The organism is Synechococcus sp. F70.1, assembly GCF_047502745.1.
Classification (GTDB): domain Bacteria; phylum Cyanobacteriota; class Cyanobacteriia; order Thermostichales; family Thermostichaceae; genus Thermostichus.
This window is the reverse complement of sequence record NZ_JANSJL010000084.1, coordinates 1-16,786: the sequence shown is the minus strand read 5'-3', so window position 1 is coordinate 16,786 and position 16,786 is coordinate 1. Positions and strand designations below refer to the sequence as shown.

16 protein-coding genes and 1 tRNA gene are annotated in these 16,786 nt (G+C 58.8%); 10 read left to right on the top strand and 7 right to left on the bottom strand.

Annotation, left to right across the window (positions count from 1 at the left end; all coding sequences use genetic code 11):
• Window positions 1-70: 70 nt before the first annotated feature.
• Window positions 71-1,222: an NAD-dependent epimerase/dehydratase family protein gene (locus NW860_RS08705; protein ID WP_414393836.1), complete on the top strand. Its 1,152-nt coding sequence runs from the start codon at window positions 71-73 to the stop codon at window positions 1,220-1,222.
• Here NW860_RS08705 and NW860_RS08700 read toward each other — a convergent pair.
• The 5 genes from NW860_RS08700 to lepA form a co-directional block, all read right to left on the bottom strand.
• Window positions 1,219-2,130, bottom strand: a complete 912-nt coding sequence (locus NW860_RS08700; RefSeq protein ID WP_414410898.1) for a histone deacetylase — start codon at window positions 2,128-2,130, stop codon at window positions 1,219-1,221. The genes NW860_RS08705 and NW860_RS08700 overlap by 4 nt on opposite strands.
• Before the next feature lie 37 nt (window positions 2,131-2,167).
• Window positions 2,168-2,488, bottom strand: coding sequence for a hypothetical protein (locus NW860_RS08695; protein WP_414405652.1), 321 nt, complete (start codon window positions 2,486-2,488; stop codon window positions 2,168-2,170).
• Between the two features lie 435 nt (window positions 2,489-2,923).
• Entirely contained in the window at window positions 2,924-3,295 is a 372-nt protein-coding gene (gene rsfS / locus NW860_RS08690; protein ID WP_414513652.1) for a ribosome silencing factor, read from the bottom strand.
• 12 nt (window positions 3,296-3,307) lie between these two features.
• Window positions 3,308-3,949, bottom strand: a complete 642-nt coding sequence (gene yqeK, locus NW860_RS08685; RefSeq protein ID WP_414513650.1) for a bis(5'-nucleosyl)-tetraphosphatase (symmetrical) YqeK — start codon at window positions 3,947-3,949, stop codon at window positions 3,308-3,310.
• The gene (gene lepA / locus NW860_RS08680) at window positions 3,942-5,753 is read right to left on the bottom strand and encodes a translation elongation factor 4 (RefSeq protein WP_414513648.1); all 1,812 of its coding nucleotides are present in this window, start codon (window positions 5,751-5,753) and stop codon (window positions 3,942-3,944) included. Before lepA ends, yqeK begins: the two co-directional genes overlap by 8 nt.
• 253 nt (window positions 5,754-6,006) lie before the next feature.
• Between lepA and NW860_RS08675 the strand changes: the two genes are divergently transcribed.
• Window positions 6,007-7,248, top strand: coding sequence for an ATP-binding protein (locus NW860_RS08675; protein ID WP_414513646.1), 1,242 nt, complete (start codon window positions 6,007-6,009; stop codon window positions 7,246-7,248).
• Window positions 7,249-7,289: 41 nt separating this feature from the next.
• On the opposite strand, the gene NW860_RS08670 is transcribed toward NW860_RS08675, so the two are convergent.
• On the bottom strand, window positions 7,290-7,607 hold the full coding sequence (locus NW860_RS08670; RefSeq protein WP_414393824.1) for a DUF3067 family protein: 318 nt from the start codon (window positions 7,605-7,607) through the stop codon (window positions 7,290-7,292).
• Window positions 7,608-7,745: 138 nt separating this feature from the next.
• Between NW860_RS08670 and NW860_RS08665 the strand changes: the two genes are divergently transcribed.
• Both NW860_RS08665 and NW860_RS08660 read left to right on the top strand, forming a co-directional pair.
• On the top strand, window positions 7,746-8,264 hold the full coding sequence (locus NW860_RS08665; protein WP_414405669.1) for a cytochrome b6-f complex iron-sulfur subunit: 519 nt from the start codon (window positions 7,746-7,748) through the stop codon (window positions 8,262-8,264).
• Window positions 8,265-8,406: 142 nt separating this feature from the next.
• Window positions 8,407-9,390 carry an apocytochrome f gene (locus tag NW860_RS08660; RefSeq protein ID WP_414393822.1) on the top strand — a complete coding sequence of 328 codons (984 nt, stop codon included), beginning with the start codon at window positions 8,407-8,409 and terminating at the stop codon, window positions 9,388-9,390.
• A 53-nt stretch (window positions 9,391-9,443) separates the two neighbouring features.
• Here NW860_RS08660 and NW860_RS08655 read toward each other — a convergent pair whose 3' ends face one another.
• Window positions 9,444-10,301, bottom strand: a complete 858-nt coding sequence (locus NW860_RS08655; protein ID WP_414513644.1) for a PhzF family phenazine biosynthesis protein — start codon at window positions 10,299-10,301, stop codon at window positions 9,444-9,446.
• Window positions 10,302-10,466: 165 nt separating this feature from the next.
• Between NW860_RS08655 and groES the strand changes: the two genes are divergently transcribed.
• The 6 genes from groES (at window position 10,467) to NW860_RS08625 (ending at window position 16,654) form a co-directional block, all read left to right on the top strand.
• Window positions 10,467-10,778, top strand: a complete 312-nt coding sequence (gene groES / locus NW860_RS08650) for a co-chaperone GroES (protein ID WP_414393818.1) — start codon at window positions 10,467-10,469, stop codon at window positions 10,776-10,778.
• Window positions 10,779-10,868: 90 nt separating this feature from the next.
• Complete coding sequence (gene groL, locus NW860_RS08645) at window positions 10,869-12,503, top strand: chaperonin GroEL (protein WP_414393817.1); 1,635 nt, start codon at window positions 10,869-10,871, stop codon at window positions 12,501-12,503.
• Window positions 12,504-12,650: 147 nt separating this feature from the next.
• Window positions 12,651-13,487: a DUF429 domain-containing protein gene (locus tag NW860_RS08640; RefSeq protein ID WP_414513641.1), complete on the top strand. Its 837-nt coding sequence runs from the start codon at window positions 12,651-12,653 to the stop codon at window positions 13,485-13,487.
• 27 nt (window positions 13,488-13,514) lie between these two features.
• Window positions 13,515-14,678 (top strand): GuaB3 family IMP dehydrogenase-related protein, encoded by a 1,164-nt coding sequence (locus NW860_RS08635; RefSeq protein WP_414423331.1) that lies wholly within the window; start codon window positions 13,515-13,517, stop codon window positions 14,676-14,678.
• Window positions 14,679-14,716: 38 nt separating this feature from the next.
• Window positions 14,717-14,788, top strand: a tRNA-Val gene (locus tag NW860_RS08630).
• Window positions 14,789-15,073: 285 nt separating this feature from the next.
• Window positions 15,074-16,654 carry an iron uptake porin gene (locus tag NW860_RS08625; RefSeq protein ID WP_414513639.1) on the top strand — a complete coding sequence of 527 codons (1,581 nt, stop codon included), beginning with the start codon at window positions 15,074-15,076 and terminating at the stop codon, window positions 16,652-16,654.
• The last annotated feature ends 132 nt before the right edge of the window (window positions 16,655-16,786 follow it).

Sequence of the window (16,786 nt, the reverse complement as noted above, 5' to 3'; positions counted from 1 at the left end):
GGCTCCTGAGGTATTTGTCTTTGGTGCCATAACTTGGTAGATTCGTGAACAGGCGAATTCCGCTTCCCCGATGAGAGTTTTAGTTATTGGTGGTGACGGATACTGTGGCTGGGCAACGGCCCTGTACCTATCCAACAGGGGCTACGAGGTGGCCATCCTCGACTCGTATATCCGCCGGCTTTGGGATCTGCAACTGGGAGTTTCTAGTCTGACACCCATTGCCCAGCTTGAGCAGCGGGTGGATCGCTGGAAGGGGCTGACTGGCAAGGATATTCCCATCTTTGTTTGCGATGTTACTAACTACCAAGCCCTAATTTCCTGCATGCGCCGCTTTGAGCCAGAGGCTATTGTGCACTTTGGCGAGCAGCGCTCTGCTCCCTTCTCGATGATTAGCCGCGAACATGCGGTGATGACCCAGGTCAACAATGTGGTGGGCACCCTCAACATCCTCTATGCCATCAAGGAGGAATTTCCCGACTGCCACCTGGTGAAGCTGGGCACCATGGGTGAGTACGGCACTCCCAACATTGACATCGAGGAGGGATACATCACCATCGAGCACAACGGCCGCAAGGATACCCTGCCCTATCCCAAGCAGCCGGGATCCATGTACCACCTCTCCAAGGTCCATGACAGCCACAACATTCACTTTGCTTGCCGCGTCTGGGGCCTGCGGGCTACCGACCTGAACCAAGGGGTGGTGTATGGCGTGCTCACGGAAGAAACAGGCATGGACGAGGTGCTGATCAACCGCCTCGACTACGATGGCGTGTTTGGCACAGCCCTCAACCGCTTCTGTGTTCAGGCAGCAGTCGGCCATCCGCTAACAGTCTACGGCAAAGGGGGTCAAACGCGCGGCTTCTTGGATATTCGCGACACCGTGCGTTGTGTGGAGCTGGCCATCGCCAATCCTCCTGAGCCAGGCCAGTTCCGGGTGATGAACCAGTTCACTGAACAATTTAGTGTGGAGCAGCTAGCAGTGATGGTGCAAAAGGCTGCGGCTGCCATGGGCTTGAAGGTGGAAATCCAACACCTGGAGAACCCCCGCGTTGAGCTGGAAGAGCACTACTACAACGCCAAGAACACCAAGCTTCTAGATCTGGGCCTTCAGCCTCACTACCTGTCGGATTCGCTGCTGGATTCGCTGCTCAACTTCGCCCTCAAGTACAAGGACCGGGTGGATGTGCGGCAGATTCTACCTAAGGTGAAATGGAGAGGCTAGCCTTCTAGACAGGCCTGGGCTACACTTAGCCAGCCGCGGGCCAAGTTTTCCAGGTTATACCCCCCTTCTAGGCCAAAGACGGCCTTAGAGGTCACCTCTTTCAAGCAAAGACGGGTCATGCGACCAAAGTCTTCCGGCTCTAGCAGCATATCGGCCAAGGGATCCCCTTTGGCACAGTCAAAGCCGGCACTCACCAGCAGCAAATCGGGCTGAAAGGCTTTTAGGAAAGGCAGAACCTTCTCCTGCAAGGCTTTTTCGTAGGCCGACCAGTCGGATCCTGCAGGCAGAGGTACGTTGCAGAGGTTGCCGTGGATCCCGGTTTCCTCGGCCAGTCCTGTGCCGGGGTAGAGAGGAAACTGGTGGATGGAGGCATAGGCCAGTTGGGGATGGCGCTCCACCACCGCCTGGGTGCCGTTGCCGTGGTGTACGTCCCAATCAAAAATGGCTACCTGCCTGACCCCTGACTGCTCTAGTGCCCACAGGGCGGCGATGGCGGCGTTACTGAAGAGGCAAAACCCCATTGCCCGCTCCGGCTCAGCGTGATGCCCAGGCGGACGACACAGCACCAAAGCTGGCTGTCCTGTGGCCAAAGCCGAGGCCGCTGCAGCAATCCAGCCGCCCACTGCCCGCCGCGCTGCTTCAAAGCTGCCTGGGGAGACAACTGTATCGGCATCAAGGTAACCCCCACCTGCTGCCGCCAGCTCGGCCACCTGTTGGATATGCCGAGGCGAGTGGACCCGCTCCAGCTCCCCCAGCTCAGCCAAGGGGGGATCCCGCCACTCCAGTTGGTTGGCAAAAGGGGCCTTGCGCAGGGCTTTGGAAATAGCTTGCAGGCGGGCCGGGCGTTCCGGATGAAAGGGACCCGTATTGTGGCTAAGAAAAGTTTCAGAATAGTAAACGGGCAGCATTTAAGGCAGCGCCTTCGCAGTGTAGCTAACCCTCCTTCTACCCGTAGAACACCTCCGACATCGCTGCTCCCACGTAGGGATCTTCAAAAGAGTCCTGTTGCAGCTTCTGCTTGACCACATCCCGCACCACCGAGCGGAGCAACTCCAGTTCTGAGGCGCTAAGCTGGTCGCGGCTAGGGCATTCATCGGCAGCCAGCAACCTATAAGCAGGGGGAACCCGGTTGAGAATCTGCTGCAGCAGGGATTCCCGCTCCTTGGCGTCATGAAACACTTGCTGGTGGGGGTGCTCGGTGCAGAGTAAAGTTTCCAGTTCTGCCAATGCCAGGTACTCGATGATATTCACCAACATTTTTTCCATCAGAACTTCCCTCCTAAGAATCTCGGCCGCTTTTAAACAAGCATTAAACAAAGGGCGCTAGCTCCTACTTCTCCCCTGCTCTTGCCACTAGACTTTCCCCTAAAGGCTTGACATTCAAGCCAAAGTAAATCAACTCCCTCACTAGCAGGAAGCTGTCGTCAATTATTAACCTTGTGCTCCTGCTGGCATTACCGCCAGCGGGAAATTATCGGCGTTTTGGAAAGTGCAGAGTGGGAACTTTAACAAAGACTATAGAAACTCTTCTGCACCTGGAAACAAGGGTCTTACTACTCCTCGGCGTTTATGCTAGCACGCAACTATGTAAGAAACTGTGGAACTATTAAAAACTTTACGTGCTTCACATATTTCTTGACAGCCGACTAGGGAAAACCGGCAAAGCCCTAGTCTGAAAGGTCGACCCGCAGAGCTAGGGATCTAGCCGGCTAAAGGCAACTCAACCCGTTCGGCTTGGATCCAAAAAGACTCCAGGTCGTAGTACTCTCTTTCGTTTTGCATCATCACGTGGACGATGAGATCGGCGTAGTCAATGAGGATCCACGAGCCTGAGTCTTGACCTTCAATGCGCTGCGGTGTCCGTTGCCACTCCTCCCAAAGCCTTTCCTCAATTGCCTGGGCAATGGCGCGCACTTGCGTCAGCGAGTAGCCACTGACTAGAAGAAAGTAGTCTGCCAGTGTGGAAACCCGAGATACATCCAGCAGGACAATGTCGCCACCTTTTTTTTCTTCCGCTGCGCGAGCTGCACTCAGCGCCATGCGATAGACGGGATCCCTGGCACGGGTAGGCATGAGCTGTAGCAACTAAGACCCTCCTGAAACGACGGAAAGAACTGGAGACGCAGCCCTCTGGAAATCTTTTTGATCCAAAGGATGGAGCAGGAAATAATTGCGAGTCATGAGGGTGCGTGGATGAACCACCTGATTCCGGTTTAGCAAAAATCTCAGGCTTAGATCGCAAACCCCCACCACAGCTTTAGATAAATCTACAAAAGCCAGGCGCCGCAACTGCTCCAGCTCTGGGCTGCTGCCGCGGTTGGGTTCCAGAGCATCGGCTACAAAAACCACACAACTGAGCGGACCCATGCCGGGCTGGCCTAGGGTGTGGTTGGCGATGGCCGCCAAGATCTCCGCATCCTGCACCTGAAACTGTTCCCGCGCCAACAGGGAGCCCACCTCGGCGTGGAGGATGTGGGGCTCAGCCCGTTCAATCTCGTCTAGCTCCCGCTCCCGAGCTACCCGCTGCAACAGTTGCTCCGCCGGGAAAGACTTAGCTAAGTCGTGCATCAGACCTGCCCAAGCGGCTTTCTCCTCATCCAATCCGTAGTGAGCCGCCAGTTGCCGGGCCATTGCCTCGACTCCCAAGATGTGGCGCAGACGGGGAGGAGGCACCCGCTCCTGCAGCCAGGCCAACACCTCCTCGCGCCGCAAGGCTAGGCTAGTCATTTTGCAACTTCAACACTGCCATAAACGCCTCTTGGGGCACATCCACTGTTCCCAGTGCCTTCATGCGCTTTTTCCCTTCTTTTTGCTTTTCCAGCAGCTTGCGCTTGCGAGTTACGTCTCCCCCGTAGCACTTGGCCAAAACATTTTTGCGCAGCGCAGGGATAGTTTCGCGGGCAATGACGCGCGAGCCAATCGCCGCTTGGATGGGCACCTCAAACTGGTGGCGTGGGATCAGCTCGCGCAACTTAGCCACTAGAGACCGGCCCACCTGAAAGGCTTTGTCCCGATGCACAATCGTGGAGAGAGCGTCCACCGGCTCGCCATTGATGAGGATATCCAAGCGCACCAGATCGTCAGCCCGATAGCCCACCATTTGGTAGTCCATGCTGGCGTAGCCGCGGGTGCGAGATTTCAACTGGTCAAAAAAGTCAGTGATCACTTCCGCCAGAGGCAATTCGTACACCAGCGTCGTGCGGCCCTGAGCCAGATACCTCATATCCTTAAAGATGCCGCGCTTAGTCTCGCACAGCTCCATCACCGCGCCAACGAATTCCTCCGGCAAAATCATCTCCACGCGGACAATGGGCTCCTCAATGCTAAGGCGCTCGTTGGGAGGAGGCAGCTTGCTGGGGTTATCAACCCGGAGCACCGAGCCATTGTTGAGGGTAACTTGATAAACCACCGTTGGGGCTGTAATCACCAGGTCCAGGTCGTACTCCCGCTCTAGCCGCTCCTGAACCACCTCCATATGGAGGAGGCCCAAGAAACCACAGCGGAAGCCAAAGCCCATGGCAGGGGAGACTTCCGGCTCAAAGTGGAGAGCGGCATCGTTGAGCTTCAGCTTTTCCAAGGCCTCTTTGAGTTCGGCGTACTGATCCGAGTTGCTGGGAAAAAGTCCACAGAACACCATTGGCTTGGCTTCTTTGTAGCCGGGCAGAGGCTCAGGAGCCCTGCGATGAACGAGGGTGATGGTGTCCCCCACGCGGGCGTGCTCAACGCTTTTAATGGCAGCGGCAATGTAGCCCACTTCCCCGGCGTGGAGAGACTCAACCGGCTCTTGGTGGGGGCGCATCACTCCCAGCTCAGTAACCTCGTACTCCCGGCCAGAGGCCATGAAGCAAATCTTGTCCCCCCTTTTCACCTCCCCATCCACAATGCGCACATAGACAATCACACCCCGGTAGGGATCGTAGTAGCTATCGAAGATCAAAGCCCGCAAGGGATCCGCTACCGTATCCCGCGGCGGGGGTACCCGCTGCACAATAGCTTCGAGAATCTCTGAGATACCGAGGCCCACTTTGGCAGAGGCTAGGATCGCCCCGCTGCAGTCAAGGCCAATCACCTGCTCGATCTCGGCAATGACTCGCTCGGGGTCGGCGCTAGGCAAGTCAATTTTGTTAATGACGGGGATAATTTCCAGGTTGTTCTCCAAAGCCAGGTAAACATTGGCCAGGGTTTGGGCTTCCACACCTTGAGAAGCATCCACCACCAACAGCGCCCCTTCACAGGCAGCCAGCGAGCGGGAGACCTCGTAGGAAAAATCCACATGCCCTGGCGTATCGATGAGGTTGAGGACATAGTCCTGGCCGTCTTGGGCACGGTAGTTCATGCGGGCCGCCTGTAGCTTGATGGTGATGCCCCGCTCCCGCTCCAGTTCCATGCTGTCTAGAAGCTGCGGCTTCATCTCGCGGGCTGAGACGGTGCCGGTTGCCTCCAGCAGCCGGTCGGCAAGGGTAGACTTGCCGTGATCAATGTGGGCAATGATGGAAAAGTTGCGAATGCGGGAGACGGGGACGTCAGTCATAGAAACCAAGTCAGGGCAAAGATTTTTTACAATGCTAGCTTGTTTGTCCCTCTAGCTAAGCCAAGCTTATCCAGCAGTCGACCACCGTGGCCCGCACCCCTGGCGCAAGCAGGGCTTAGCCACCTGGGTGGGGGTGAAGGCTAGCTGACAAACCAGGGTTAAGGTTTGTTGCATAGTAGGTAGGTAGTAGGGTGCCCCTTCGCGCTACTTGGAGGCAGCCCTCTTGGCGCAAGGCTTGGGGTAGCGGGCCGTAATGACTCCCCTAGAAGAAGCGGCGGAAGCGGCGGCTAGGCTGCTGGTGTTTCGGGACATCTGCGCCCATCCCCTGGCCCTAGCCTGGCAGGAGCTCATTCAGCAGTTGATGAGCGGGGATCCCTTGCCCTGCTGGAGAGCCTATGGGCGTTGGTTTGAGCTTTTGGCCCAGCAGGGCTTGAGCTGGCGGGAGTGGCTGATCCGGGAGATCCGCTGGGCCGATAACCCTTTCTCGCGGGCGGCGCTGCAACCGCAAGGGATCCCGGCACCCCTTCTGCAAGCGGCCCGCCACGATCTCCGTTGCCTGCAAATCCTAGCCAATAGCCAGGAGACGATCGCCGAGCAAATGCAGGCGCTGGGCCTAGGGATCTCCTGGCCAGATGAAAACAGCAGCAGCTTTGGCTGGGATCCTCGCCCCTTGGCCGATTGGGGCCAGAGCCTAGAGGCCTTGATTGCCCACTACCGCCAAGCAGGGGTAGGGCTCTGTAGCCGCTATTGGGCCTTTCGCTGGGGGCCAGCAGGGCTAGAAGGGATCCCTGCTCCCGACTTGCCCGAATGGGAAGAGATTTACGGCTACGAACGGCAGAAACAGCAGCTGGCCGCCAACACCGAAGCGCTGCTGCGGGGGGATCCAGCTTTGCATGTGTTGCTCTACGGAGCGCGGGGCACCGGCAAGTCTTCGCTGGTGAAGGCGTTGTTGCGCCGCTACGGCCCGCAGGGACTGCGCCTACTGGAGCTAAGACCCAGAGACTTGATGCAGTTGCCGGAGATCTTGGCGGAGCTGCGACAGCAGGCGCTGCCCTTTGTCTTATTTGTAGACGATCTCTCCTTTGAGGCGGACGAAACCGAGTTTAAGCAGCTCAAGGTGCTCTTGGAGGGAGATCTTGTTCCACCGCCGCCCAATGTGCGCCTCTATGCCACCAGCAACCGCCGCCACCTTATCCGCGAGTTTTTTGGCGATCGTCCCAACCCCCAAGATCAAGAGATCCACGCCTGGGATACGGTGCAGGAAAAGCTGTCGCTGCGGGATCGCTTTGGCCTTACCCTTACCTTTGCCCCTTTTAGCCAAGCCGACTATCTGGCTACGGTGGAACACTTGGCGCAGCGGCTGGGCCTCTCTCAGCCTTTAGATACCTTGCGCCGCCAAGCGCTGATCTGGGCTCAGCAGCAGAACGGCTTCTCCGGTCGCACCGCCCGCCAGTTTTTGCAGGCCCTGCAGGCCGGCCTGGTGGAAGTTGGATAGCCGCAAGCCGGTGGAGTTTTCCGTTGTAGAGAAGAGCCAGGCTACAGCAGCCACTCGCAGGCCCGCTCTCCCACCCCTTGCAAATTCAGAGGAATGGCCACCGCCTTGCCTATGCGAGGTTTCTGGCGGGTAGCCTCAATTTCTCGCCGCACCGTTTCCCACACACCCCAAGCCTGCAGATGGGCCATCACCGACTCCAGGCGAGCCAGATACTCGGCTTCCGTCAAGGGGAAAGAGGGCTGCTCTAGGTAGCGCCACATCACCAACAACACCACCCTACCCCCCAAGCGGCGCAGCTGCACGTCGTAGGAGCAGCCCCACTTCTCCCGCAGCAAAGCTTGCAACTCGGATCCCGTCATAGGTTGGCTTGGATGCATCGGCCTCCCCCTCGAGCTGCTCCTAGCTTTGCATTTCTTAATGAAATTGGCTAGGGGGCTCGGTTAGGATGGTGTCGTTTGTCAACGAACGTTAAAACTTCTCAGGCTTTCCTGACCATTATGACCGAAGCGATGAGCAACTTTGAGGCGCCCCCCATGAGCCGGCGGGTTCTCTTGAACGCCCTTCTCAGCGGCTCGGTGGGGGTGGTGGTCGTGGGTGCCCTCTACCCGGTGGTGAAGTATTTCATTCCTCCCTCTGCCGGTGGGACAGGGGAGGGGGTAATTGCCCAAGATGCCCTCGGCAGGCCAATTCGCGTCAGCGAGCTGCTAGCTACCCACGCGGCTACGGACCGCGTCCTGGCCCAGGGCTTGAAGGGAGATCCCACCTACATCGTGATCGACAATGGAGCGGTGGCTAACTACGGCCTCAACGCCGTCTGCACCCACCTCGGCTGCGTGGTGCCCTGGAATGCAGGAGAAAACCTCTTCAAGTGCCCCTGTCACGGATCCCAATACGCAGCCAATGGCAAGGTCATCCGGGGGCCGGCTCCCCGTTCGTTGGAGCTAGTCAGCGTCACGGTGGACGGCGACAACATTCGCTTTAGCCCTTGGCAGGGCCCCGATTTCCGCGAGGCCTAAACGCGCCATTGCAGGGCTGGCGGTGGCAAGAGGAAAGCCTGAAGAGGGCACGGCGTTGGTCTTAGCCAGAGCGTCCACAGGCTGTCGAGGAGAGGGCGCAAAAAGCTTTTGCAGATTGGAATTGCAATTTTGAGTTGAGCTTATGAAGCGAATTTTTTTCTTGGCCTTGTGCGCGCTGCTGCTAATGGTCGTAGCATCTCCGCCAGCAGCAGCCTACCCCTACTATGCCCAGATGGCCTACGATAACCCCCGCGAGGCAACGGGGAAAATTGTCTGCGCCAACTGCCACCTGAACGCCATGCCTGTCCGGGCTGAAGTGCCGCAGGCGGTTACCCCCGGTCAGGTGTTCACCATTAAAGTTGGAATTCCCTACGACCTAAGCAAGCAGCAGGTGCTAGCAGATGGCAGCAAGGGCGGCTTGAATGTTGGCGCGGTGGTGATCTTGCCAGAGGGCTTCCGCCTGGCCACCGAGGAGGAAATGACAGAAAAGCAGCGGCAGGAGACCGCTGAGACCTACATCACTCCCTACAGTGACCAGAAGCCCAACATCCTCCTGGTGGGGCCGTTGCCCGGTGAGCAGCACCAGGAAATCGTCTTCCCGGTGGTAGCCCCTGACCCGAAAGAGGATCCCTCAGTGGCTTTCATGAAATATCGGGTTTACATTGGCGCCAACCGGGGCCGTGGCCAGATCAACCCCGATGGCAGCCTCAGCAACAACAACGTCTTCCGCGCTCCCGCCACCGGCCGCCTGACCAGCATCGCCACTATCGAGTCGGATCTTAGCGACCTGCCGGCAGAGCTGGCCGCCCTGGTGCCACCCGAATACGAGTTGCCGGGCACGCGAGTGCTCAGCTTCGAAACTGAGAACGGTATCCAGCATCTGGTGGTGCCGCCGGGGCCGGAGTTGGTGGTTAACATTGGCGACAGCGTCAAAGAAGGGGATCCGGTTACCAACAACCCCAACGTGGGCGGCTTTGGCCAAGTGGAGCGGGATCTGGTGCTGCAGAGCCCGGATCGGGTGAAGTGGATGGTGGCCTTCCTGGCGGCAGTGGCTATCACTCAGCTCCTCTTGGTACTCAAGAAAAAGCAAGTGGAACTTATTCAGGCGGCAGAACTTTTGGGCTAGCCCCACTCTTCCCATCATTCCCAGCACCCCGGAACCAGCCGGGGTGTTTTTTCTTAAGGAATCCTCAGCTCTCCCACCATCACCAGCACTGCCTGCCCGGCAATCTCCACCCGAGCGCCGAGATAGCGACACCAGAGCTCACCCCCCCGCGTCGAGAGCTGCCGCACCCTGAGCTCAGTTCGACCCAGCCGCTTCGACCAATAAGGCGCCAACAGACACTGGGCAGAGCCGGTTACGGGATCCTCCGGAATCCCCAAGCGGGGGGCGAAAACGCGGCAAACAAAATCCGCTCCCTCCTCTGAATCTGCTCCGCCAGCGGTGACGATTAACCCGGAGACAGGGAGCGCCTCCACCTGAGCCCAATTCGGCTGGACTTGCCGCACCTGCTGCGCCGAAGCCAGCACCGCTACCCCCATGCTGCCGCGGTACAACTCTAGAGGAGGGATCCCCAAGGCCGCCGCCACCTGTTCTTGCGCTTCCAGCCAAGGTTGGGGAGTCTGGGAGGGGAAATCCATCGCTAGCCGCTTTCCTTGCTGCCGCACCAACACCTGGCCACTGCGGGTGGAGAAGGCCACCTCCTGAGCTTCTGGGTGAACTTCGCTCAAGAGCACATGGGCAGCAGCTAGGGTGGCGTGCCCACAGAGATCCACTTCCGTTGTGGGGGTAAACCAGCGCAGGCTGTAGTGGGGGAGGCCATCCCAGGATCCCTGGGGCAGCAAAAAAGCTGTTTCCGACAGATTGTTCTCTGCCGCAATTGCCTGCAACAGCTCCTGCGGCAGCTCCTGGGACAGCAAGCAAACCGCTGCCGGATTGCCCCTAAAGGGCACTGCCGTAAAGGCATCCACCTGAAACAAGGGAATTCGCACCGCCTCTCCTCCCCCAAAGGGCGCAGAGGAAGTCGGGAGATCCACACCCAACCGCCTCGTCTGTCGTTGCAGCTATTGTCAGGCTGCAGAGCTGACTGATAAACTAGCACTCGGAAGCCGAGAGTGCTAAAGCCTCAATGGATGCAAGTTTAGTTGACTCCTCAATCACCCTTTGACTTCCTGCCATAGGCATCACGGAGGACACTTGGTATGGCTGCAGTAACGCTGAACGTCTCTACGCTGAAACCGCTGGGCGACCGTGTGCTGGTGAAAGTTGCCCAGCAGGATGAGAAAACCGCAGGCGGGATCTTTTTGCCTGACACTGCCAAAGAGAAACCCCAAGTAGGGGAAGTGGTTGCGGTCGGTCCTGGCAAGCGCAATGACGATGGCAAGGTTATTCCAATAGAGCTGAAAGTAGGCGACAGAGTACTCTACTCCAAGTACGCCGGCACGGAGGTGAAGCTGGGTACCGAGGAGTATGTGCTGCTAGCTGAGCGGGACATCCTCGCCATTGTTCAGTAGTTCTAGCAAGAGGCGGCAAGTGCTGTAAAAGAGACCAACTGCTGCTAGCTTCTAGCTTATCCTTCGTTGGCTGACCGTTGGAGGTTGACTATGGCTAAGTCGATTATTTTCAGCGAAGAAGCCCGTCGCGCTCTTGAACACGGCATGGACATTTTGGCAGAGGCCGTAGCCGTTACCCTTGGCCCCAAAGGGCGCAACGTGGTGCTGGAGAAAAAATTTGGCGCACCCCAGATTGTCAACGATGGGGTAACCATTGCCAAAGAAATTGAGCTGGAAGACCACATTGAAAACACGGGAGTTTCTCTCATCCGTCAAGCTGCCTCTAAAACCAACGACATCGCTGGCGACGGCACCACTACAGCTACGGTCTTGGCCCACGCCATGGTGAAAGAAGGGCTCAAGAACGTGGCTGCTGGCGCCAACCCCATTGCCCTCAAGCGCGGCATTGACAAGGCGGTGAAGTTCCTAGTGGACAAAATTGCTGAACATGCCCGCCCAGTAGAAGACTCCAAAGCCATTGCCCAGGTGGCGGCCATTTCCGCTGGCAACGATGAGGAAGTGGGCCGCATGATTGCCGAGGCCATGGAAAAAGTGGGCCGCGAGGGGGTGATCTCCCTAGAAGAAGGCAAGTCCATGACCACCGAGCTGGAAGTGACGGAGGGGATGCGCTTTGACAAAGGCTACATCTCCCCCTACTTCGTCACTGACACGGAGCGGATGGAGGCGGTTCTGGAGAACCCCTACGTCCTAATCACCGACAAGAAGATTACCCTGGTGCAAGACCTGGTGCCGGTTCTGGAGCAAGTGGCCCGCGCCGGTCGTCCGCTGCTGATCATCGCCGAAGACATTGAGAAGGAAGCCCTGGCCACCTTGGTGGTGAACAAGCTGCGGGGCGTGCTGAGCGTGGTGGCGGTGAAAGCGCCCGGCTTTGGGGATCGCCGCAAGGCCATGCTGGAGGACATCGCCATCCTCACCGGCGGCGAAGTGATTAGCGAGGAGCGCGGCCTGAAGCTGGAGAATGCACGTCTTGAGTCCTTTGGCTCGGCTCGCCGCGTCACGGTAACCAAAGACCACACCACCATCGTGGCGGAGGGCAATGAAGCGGCGGTGAAAGCCCGTTGCGAGCAAATCCGTCGCCAAATTGAAGAGACCGACTCCACCTACGACAAAGAAAAACTGCAAGAGCGCCTGGCCAAGCTAGCTGGCGGTGTGGCGGTGATTAAAGTGGGCGCGGCCACCGAAACGGAAATGAAGGATCGCAAGCTGCGCCTGGAAGATGCCATCAACGCCACCAAGGCGGCGGTAGAAGAGGGGATCGTCCCCGGCGGCGGCACCACTCTGGCCCACCTGATTCCGGTGGTTACGGAGTGGGCGCAGGCCAACCTGTCTGGCGATGAGCTGGTGGGAGCTATGCTGGTGGCCCGTGCTCTGGGCGCTCCGCTGCGCCGCATTGCCGAGAACGCCGGCCAGAACGGCTCGATTGTGCTGGAGCGGGTGAAAGAGAAGCCCTTCACGGTGGGTTACGATGCCCAGAACGACGCCTATGTGGATATGTTCGAAGCGGGTATCGTTGACCCAGCCAAAGTCACCCGCTCTGCCCTGCAAAACGCTGCCTCGATTGCCGGCATGGTGCTCACCACCGAAGCTATTGTGGTGGACAAGCCCGAGCCCAAGAACAACAAGCCAGCTGGCGGTGGCGGCGGCGCGGATGACTACGACTACTAATCCCCTGGCACGAAGAGGCAACGGCTTCTCCAGGTAGCAGAGAGTCTGCTGCCTTGCCGGGGTAGAGTTGACTGCCTGAAATAATCTTTCGGGATCCCAGGTGGGATCCCTTTTCCTTATCCCAGGGGGCGCAGAGGAGAAGGCGGCGTGGCACGGTTAGTCTGCATTGGCCTAGATCTGGCCTGGTCAGCCCGCAACCCTTCGGGGGTGGCGACGCTGGAGGTGGAGATTCTGGATCCCGCCATTCAAAACCTGACAGGCTACCTCCTGGACAGCCGCCTCCTGGGGACCAATGAGGAAATTGTGGACTACATCCAAGCCCAAGCTAGAGGGGATCCCTGCCTGGTGGCAGTGGATGCCCCCTTGCGCGTTCCTAACTTGAGGGGCCAGCGGCAGGCAGAAGCCGAACTCAACCGTGTGTTTCGACCCTACGCTGCCGGCGCCCACCCCGCCAACCGCCGGCTTCTGGAAAGAAATGGTCAGGTGCGAGGAGAAGCGCTGGTGCAAGCCCTCGCCCGCTATGGCTTTCAGGAGCAGGCCAGCATCGAGCAGGGGCGCTTGGCCCGTCAAGTTACTGAAGTCTTCCCCCACAGTGCCATCGTGAGCCTGTTTGGCCTTAGCCGCAGCCTCCCCTACAAGGCGCGTCCCCGCCGCAGCTGGCAGGAGCAAGAACAGGCCTGGCGGCTGTACCAGCAACATCTGCGCGCCTTGGCCAGCACCGATCCCTCTCTGCAGGGCCACGAGCCCCTGCTCCAAGTGGAGGTGGGATCCCTCAGGGGCCGCCAGCTCAAAAACTACGAAGACCAAGTCGATGCCTTGATGTGCGCCTACATTGCCCTCTACGGCTTCCGCTGGGGATCCCAGCGCTGCCACAGCTTCGGAAGTCTGCAGGAAGGGCACATCTTCACACCCTTGCCCAAGAAGCCAGTTGACTCCAAAACTTTCTCTGGCTTTAGAGACCTCCTTGGCGGCATGATTAATTAAGGGATCCTCTTGCTAAAGAGGAAAGAAATGAACGTCCAACTGGGCCGCAATCGACAGGCAAGACGGGCTTACGGACTGGATGAGATTGCGCTGGTGCCGGGCAGGCGAACCCTGGATCCCAGCCTGGTGGATACCCACTTCACTATAGGAGGGATCCAACGACCCATCCCCATCATTGCCAGCGCCATGGATGGCGTGGTGGATGTCAAGATGGCGATTTTGCTCTCCAAGCTGGGGGCTTTTGGAGTGCTGAACCTAGACGGGATCCAAACTCGCTACGCGGATCCCGACGAGGTGCTGGAGCAGATTGCCGCAGTTGGCAAAGACGAGTTCGTCCCCCTGATGCAGCGCCTCTACAGCGAGCCGGTCAAGCCAGAGCTAATCCAAGAGCGCATTCGCCAGATCAAAGCTGCCGGCGCCATTGCTGCCGCTAGCTGTGTGCCCGCCCACGCTGCCCAATACGGTCCCCTGGTCGCGGAAGCGGGGGGGGATCTGTTTTTCGTCCAGGCCACTGTGGTTTCCGTCCACCACAAGGTGCCTGAGGGCATGCAAAAGCTCGATTTGGCCCAGTTCTGCCGCTCTATGCCCATTCCCGTAGTGGTGGGCAACTGCGTCACCTACGAGGTGGCCCTAGAGCTAATGCAAGCAGGAGCAGCGGGGGTCCTGGTGGGCATCGGCCCGGGGGCCGCTTGCACCTCCCGCGGCGTGCTGGGGGTGGGGGTGCCACAGGCTACCGCGATTGCCGACTGTGCTGCCGCCCGCGACCAGTTCCTGGCCGAAACCGGCACCTACGTTCCCATCATCGCCGACGGCGGCCTGGTGACCGGGGGTGACATTTGCAAAGCCATTGCCTGTGGGGCCGATGCAGTGATGATCGGATCCCCTTTGGCCCGTGCCCAAGAGGCGCCCGGTCGCGGCTTTCACTGGGGTATGGCCACTCCTAGCCCCGTCTTGCCCCGCGGCACCCGCATCCGCGTGGGATGCACCGGCACCCTGGAAGAAATCTTGTGCGGCCCCGCCCGCCTCGATGACGGCACCCACAACCTCTGGGGTGCTCTGCGCACCAGCATGGCCACCCTGGGCGCTGCCAACCTCAAGGAAATGCAGCAGGTGGAGATCTGCATTGCCCCTTCCCTGCTCACCGAGGGCAAGGTGTACCAGAAAGCCCAGAGCCTGGGCATGGGGAGATAGCGCCCGCCAATGCTAAACTCAGTAGCCGGGATCCCCAAGGGCGGTTAGCTCAGCGGTAGAGCGCCTGCCTTACAAGCAGGATGTCACTGGTTCGAGTCCGGTACCGCCCATCCCCATCCAGGCTGGCAGCTTGGGGGATACACCCGCTAGCCAGGGCCGGATCCCTGGGGTAGAGTAATGGGTGTGGAGCCTGAATTATCTAGCCCTGGGGATCTCGCATTGAGTCTGGCTCAAAAAGTGTGTAAAGTGGTAGACGGTATGGACTGGGGCTGTACTATGTTGTTCTTCTAAAGTCCGCAATTGTCAGGCTCGCTCTCGAGGTAGACGGCCTGTTACTTCTAGAAGGCACTGCTACAGCCAAGACAGGTGTGAGGACAAAGAATAAGGAGAGAAACATGCCCGCAAAACACGCGAACTACTGGAAAACGCTGCTGGCTGGGACTCTAGGTGCAGCGGCAGTCTTGACCCCTGGAGTGGCCTATGCCCAAGCGACGGGGCCGGTCACCTCCATCTCTGAACTTTCGGATGTGCAGCCTACTGACTGGGCTTTCCAGGCGCTGCAATCTCTGGTCGAGCGTTACGGCTGTATTGCCGGCTACCCCGACCGCACCTTCCGCGGCAACCGGGCCATGACCCGCTATGAGTTTGCCGCTGGGATGAACGCCTGCTTGGATCGCATCAACGAGCTGATCGCTGCTGGGCTGGCCGACAAGGTTTCCAAAGAGGACTTGGCTACGCTGCAGCGGCTGCAGGAGGAGTTTGCGGCTGAGCTGGCGGCTCTACGGGGGCGGGTAGAGGCAGCAGAGGCCGATATTAACGACCTCAAAGGCAAGGTCTTCAACCCGGTTACCAAGTTGAATGCCGAGGTGATTACGGCTATTCTGGGCAGCGCCCTGACAGAGGATCGGGTTGTTGGGGGAAGGGTTGTGGCTGAGCAGGACCAAGCCAACATTACCCTGCCCTATCGGGTGCGGCTGAACTTCGACGCCTCCTTTGCTGGCCGCGACCGTTTGCGCATCCGCCTGCAGGCTCGCGATGCGGTAACCGCCTTCTTCTCTGGGGATCCAGGCGTTGGCTTTGGCGGTGGTGGCGGTGGCACTTTCACCCTGGCCCAGTTGGTCTATCAGTTCCCTGCCTTTAACCGCGCTGCCACCATCTACGCCGGCATCACGGGCACAGGGGTGTCCAGCGTCCTTCAATACAGCGTTCCCTTCGATGCCCTTTCTGACTTTGCCGACCTTCCCAACTCCACGGGAGATGTGCCTAGTGGAACGCTGTTTGGCTTCCGCTCTCGTCTCAGCGACCAGCTTCGCTTAGCCTACGCCTACAGCACTCGCGGCGCCCAGGCCTTAGGCAGAGGCTTTGGTGACAGCGGTTTGACGGGCAACGACAGCGCTCACACGGTGGAGCTGGGCTTTTTGCCTACAAAAGAGCTGGAGTTCTACCTGCAGTTTGCTACCACCTATCTGCAGGATGCTACAAAAGGCCCCAGCTTCTTGGCCACCGGCAGTAACCTCTTCCGAGGGCCGCTGCGCCGGACTGAGGTAACCACCTCTGCGCGGGTCAATGCCTTTACGGTGGCCGCTAAGTGGGATGTAAGTCCACGGATTACGGTGTCCGGCTGGTTCACCGCTGGCAATGTCGATTACAACCTGCCTAATGTGGTACCAGCTGGCACTATCGATCCAGGTGACGAAAGCTTCAACGGCTGGCTGTTTGGCTTTGTCTTCCCGGATCTGTTCGTGGAGGGTGCCAAAGGTGGTGTGGTCTTCGGCCAGCCAATCGTGACCACTGACAACGACGGAGTGTGGGATACCCGCCCCTTCGTAGTGGACGTCTACTACAGCTTCCCGGTCAATGAGTACATTACCTTGACACCTGCTGCCTATTTTGTAAGCAACCCCAACGGCGGCAGGCCAGGAGACAACGACCCAACCATTGGTGTGGGCGCTCTGCGGGCAGTGTTTACCTTCTAACCCCTTGCTGTCCTGCCTAGGTTAAAAACAACTTAGGGATCCGCGGCGACGGATCCCTTTTTTGCTTCCCGAGCCTTGCCGCTCTGAAAGACTTATACAACGCTGGACAAAAGCGGACTTTTGCTCCAGGTT

Coding starts and splice junctions, on each gene's coding strand:
- NW860_RS08705 (WP_414393836.1), top strand. CDS start 71: ATGAGAGTTTTAGTTATTGGTGGTGACGGATACTGTGGCTGGGCAACG.
- NW860_RS08700 (WP_414410898.1), bottom strand. CDS start 2,130: ATGCTGCCCGTTTACTATTCTGAAACTTTTCTTAGCCACAATACGGGT.
- NW860_RS08695 (WP_414405652.1), bottom strand. CDS start 2,488: ATGGAAAAAATGTTGGTGAATATCATCGAGTACCTGGCATTGGCAGAA.
- rsfS (WP_414513652.1), bottom strand. CDS start 3,295: ATGCCTACCCGTGCCAGGGATCCCGTCTATCGCATGGCGCTGAGTGCA.
- yqeK (WP_414513650.1), bottom strand. CDS start 3,949: ATGACTAGCCTAGCCTTGCGGCGCGAGGAGGTGTTGGCCTGGCTGCAG.
- lepA (WP_414513648.1), bottom strand. CDS start 5,753: ATGACTGACGTCCCCGTCTCCCGCATTCGCAACTTTTCCATCATTGCC.
- NW860_RS08675 (WP_414513646.1), top strand. CDS start 6,007: ATGACTCCCCTAGAAGAAGCGGCGGAAGCGGCGGCTAGGCTGCTGGTG.
- NW860_RS08670 (WP_414393824.1), bottom strand. CDS start 7,607: ATGACGGGATCCGAGTTGCAAGCTTTGCTGCGGGAGAAGTGGGGCTGC.
- NW860_RS08665 (WP_414405669.1), top strand. CDS start 7,746: ATGACCGAAGCGATGAGCAACTTTGAGGCGCCCCCCATGAGCCGGCGG.
- NW860_RS08660 (WP_414393822.1), top strand. CDS start 8,407: ATGAAGCGAATTTTTTTCTTGGCCTTGTGCGCGCTGCTGCTAATGGTC.
- groES (WP_414393818.1), top strand. CDS start 10,467: ATGGCTGCAGTAACGCTGAACGTCTCTACGCTGAAACCGCTGGGCGAC.
- groL (WP_414393817.1), top strand. CDS start 10,869: ATGGCTAAGTCGATTATTTTCAGCGAAGAAGCCCGTCGCGCTCTTGAA.
- NW860_RS08635 (WP_414423331.1), top strand. CDS start 13,515: ATGAACGTCCAACTGGGCCGCAATCGACAGGCAAGACGGGCTTACGGA.
- NW860_RS08625 (WP_414513639.1), top strand. CDS start 15,074: ATGCCCGCAAAACACGCGAACTACTGGAAAACGCTGCTGGCTGGGACT.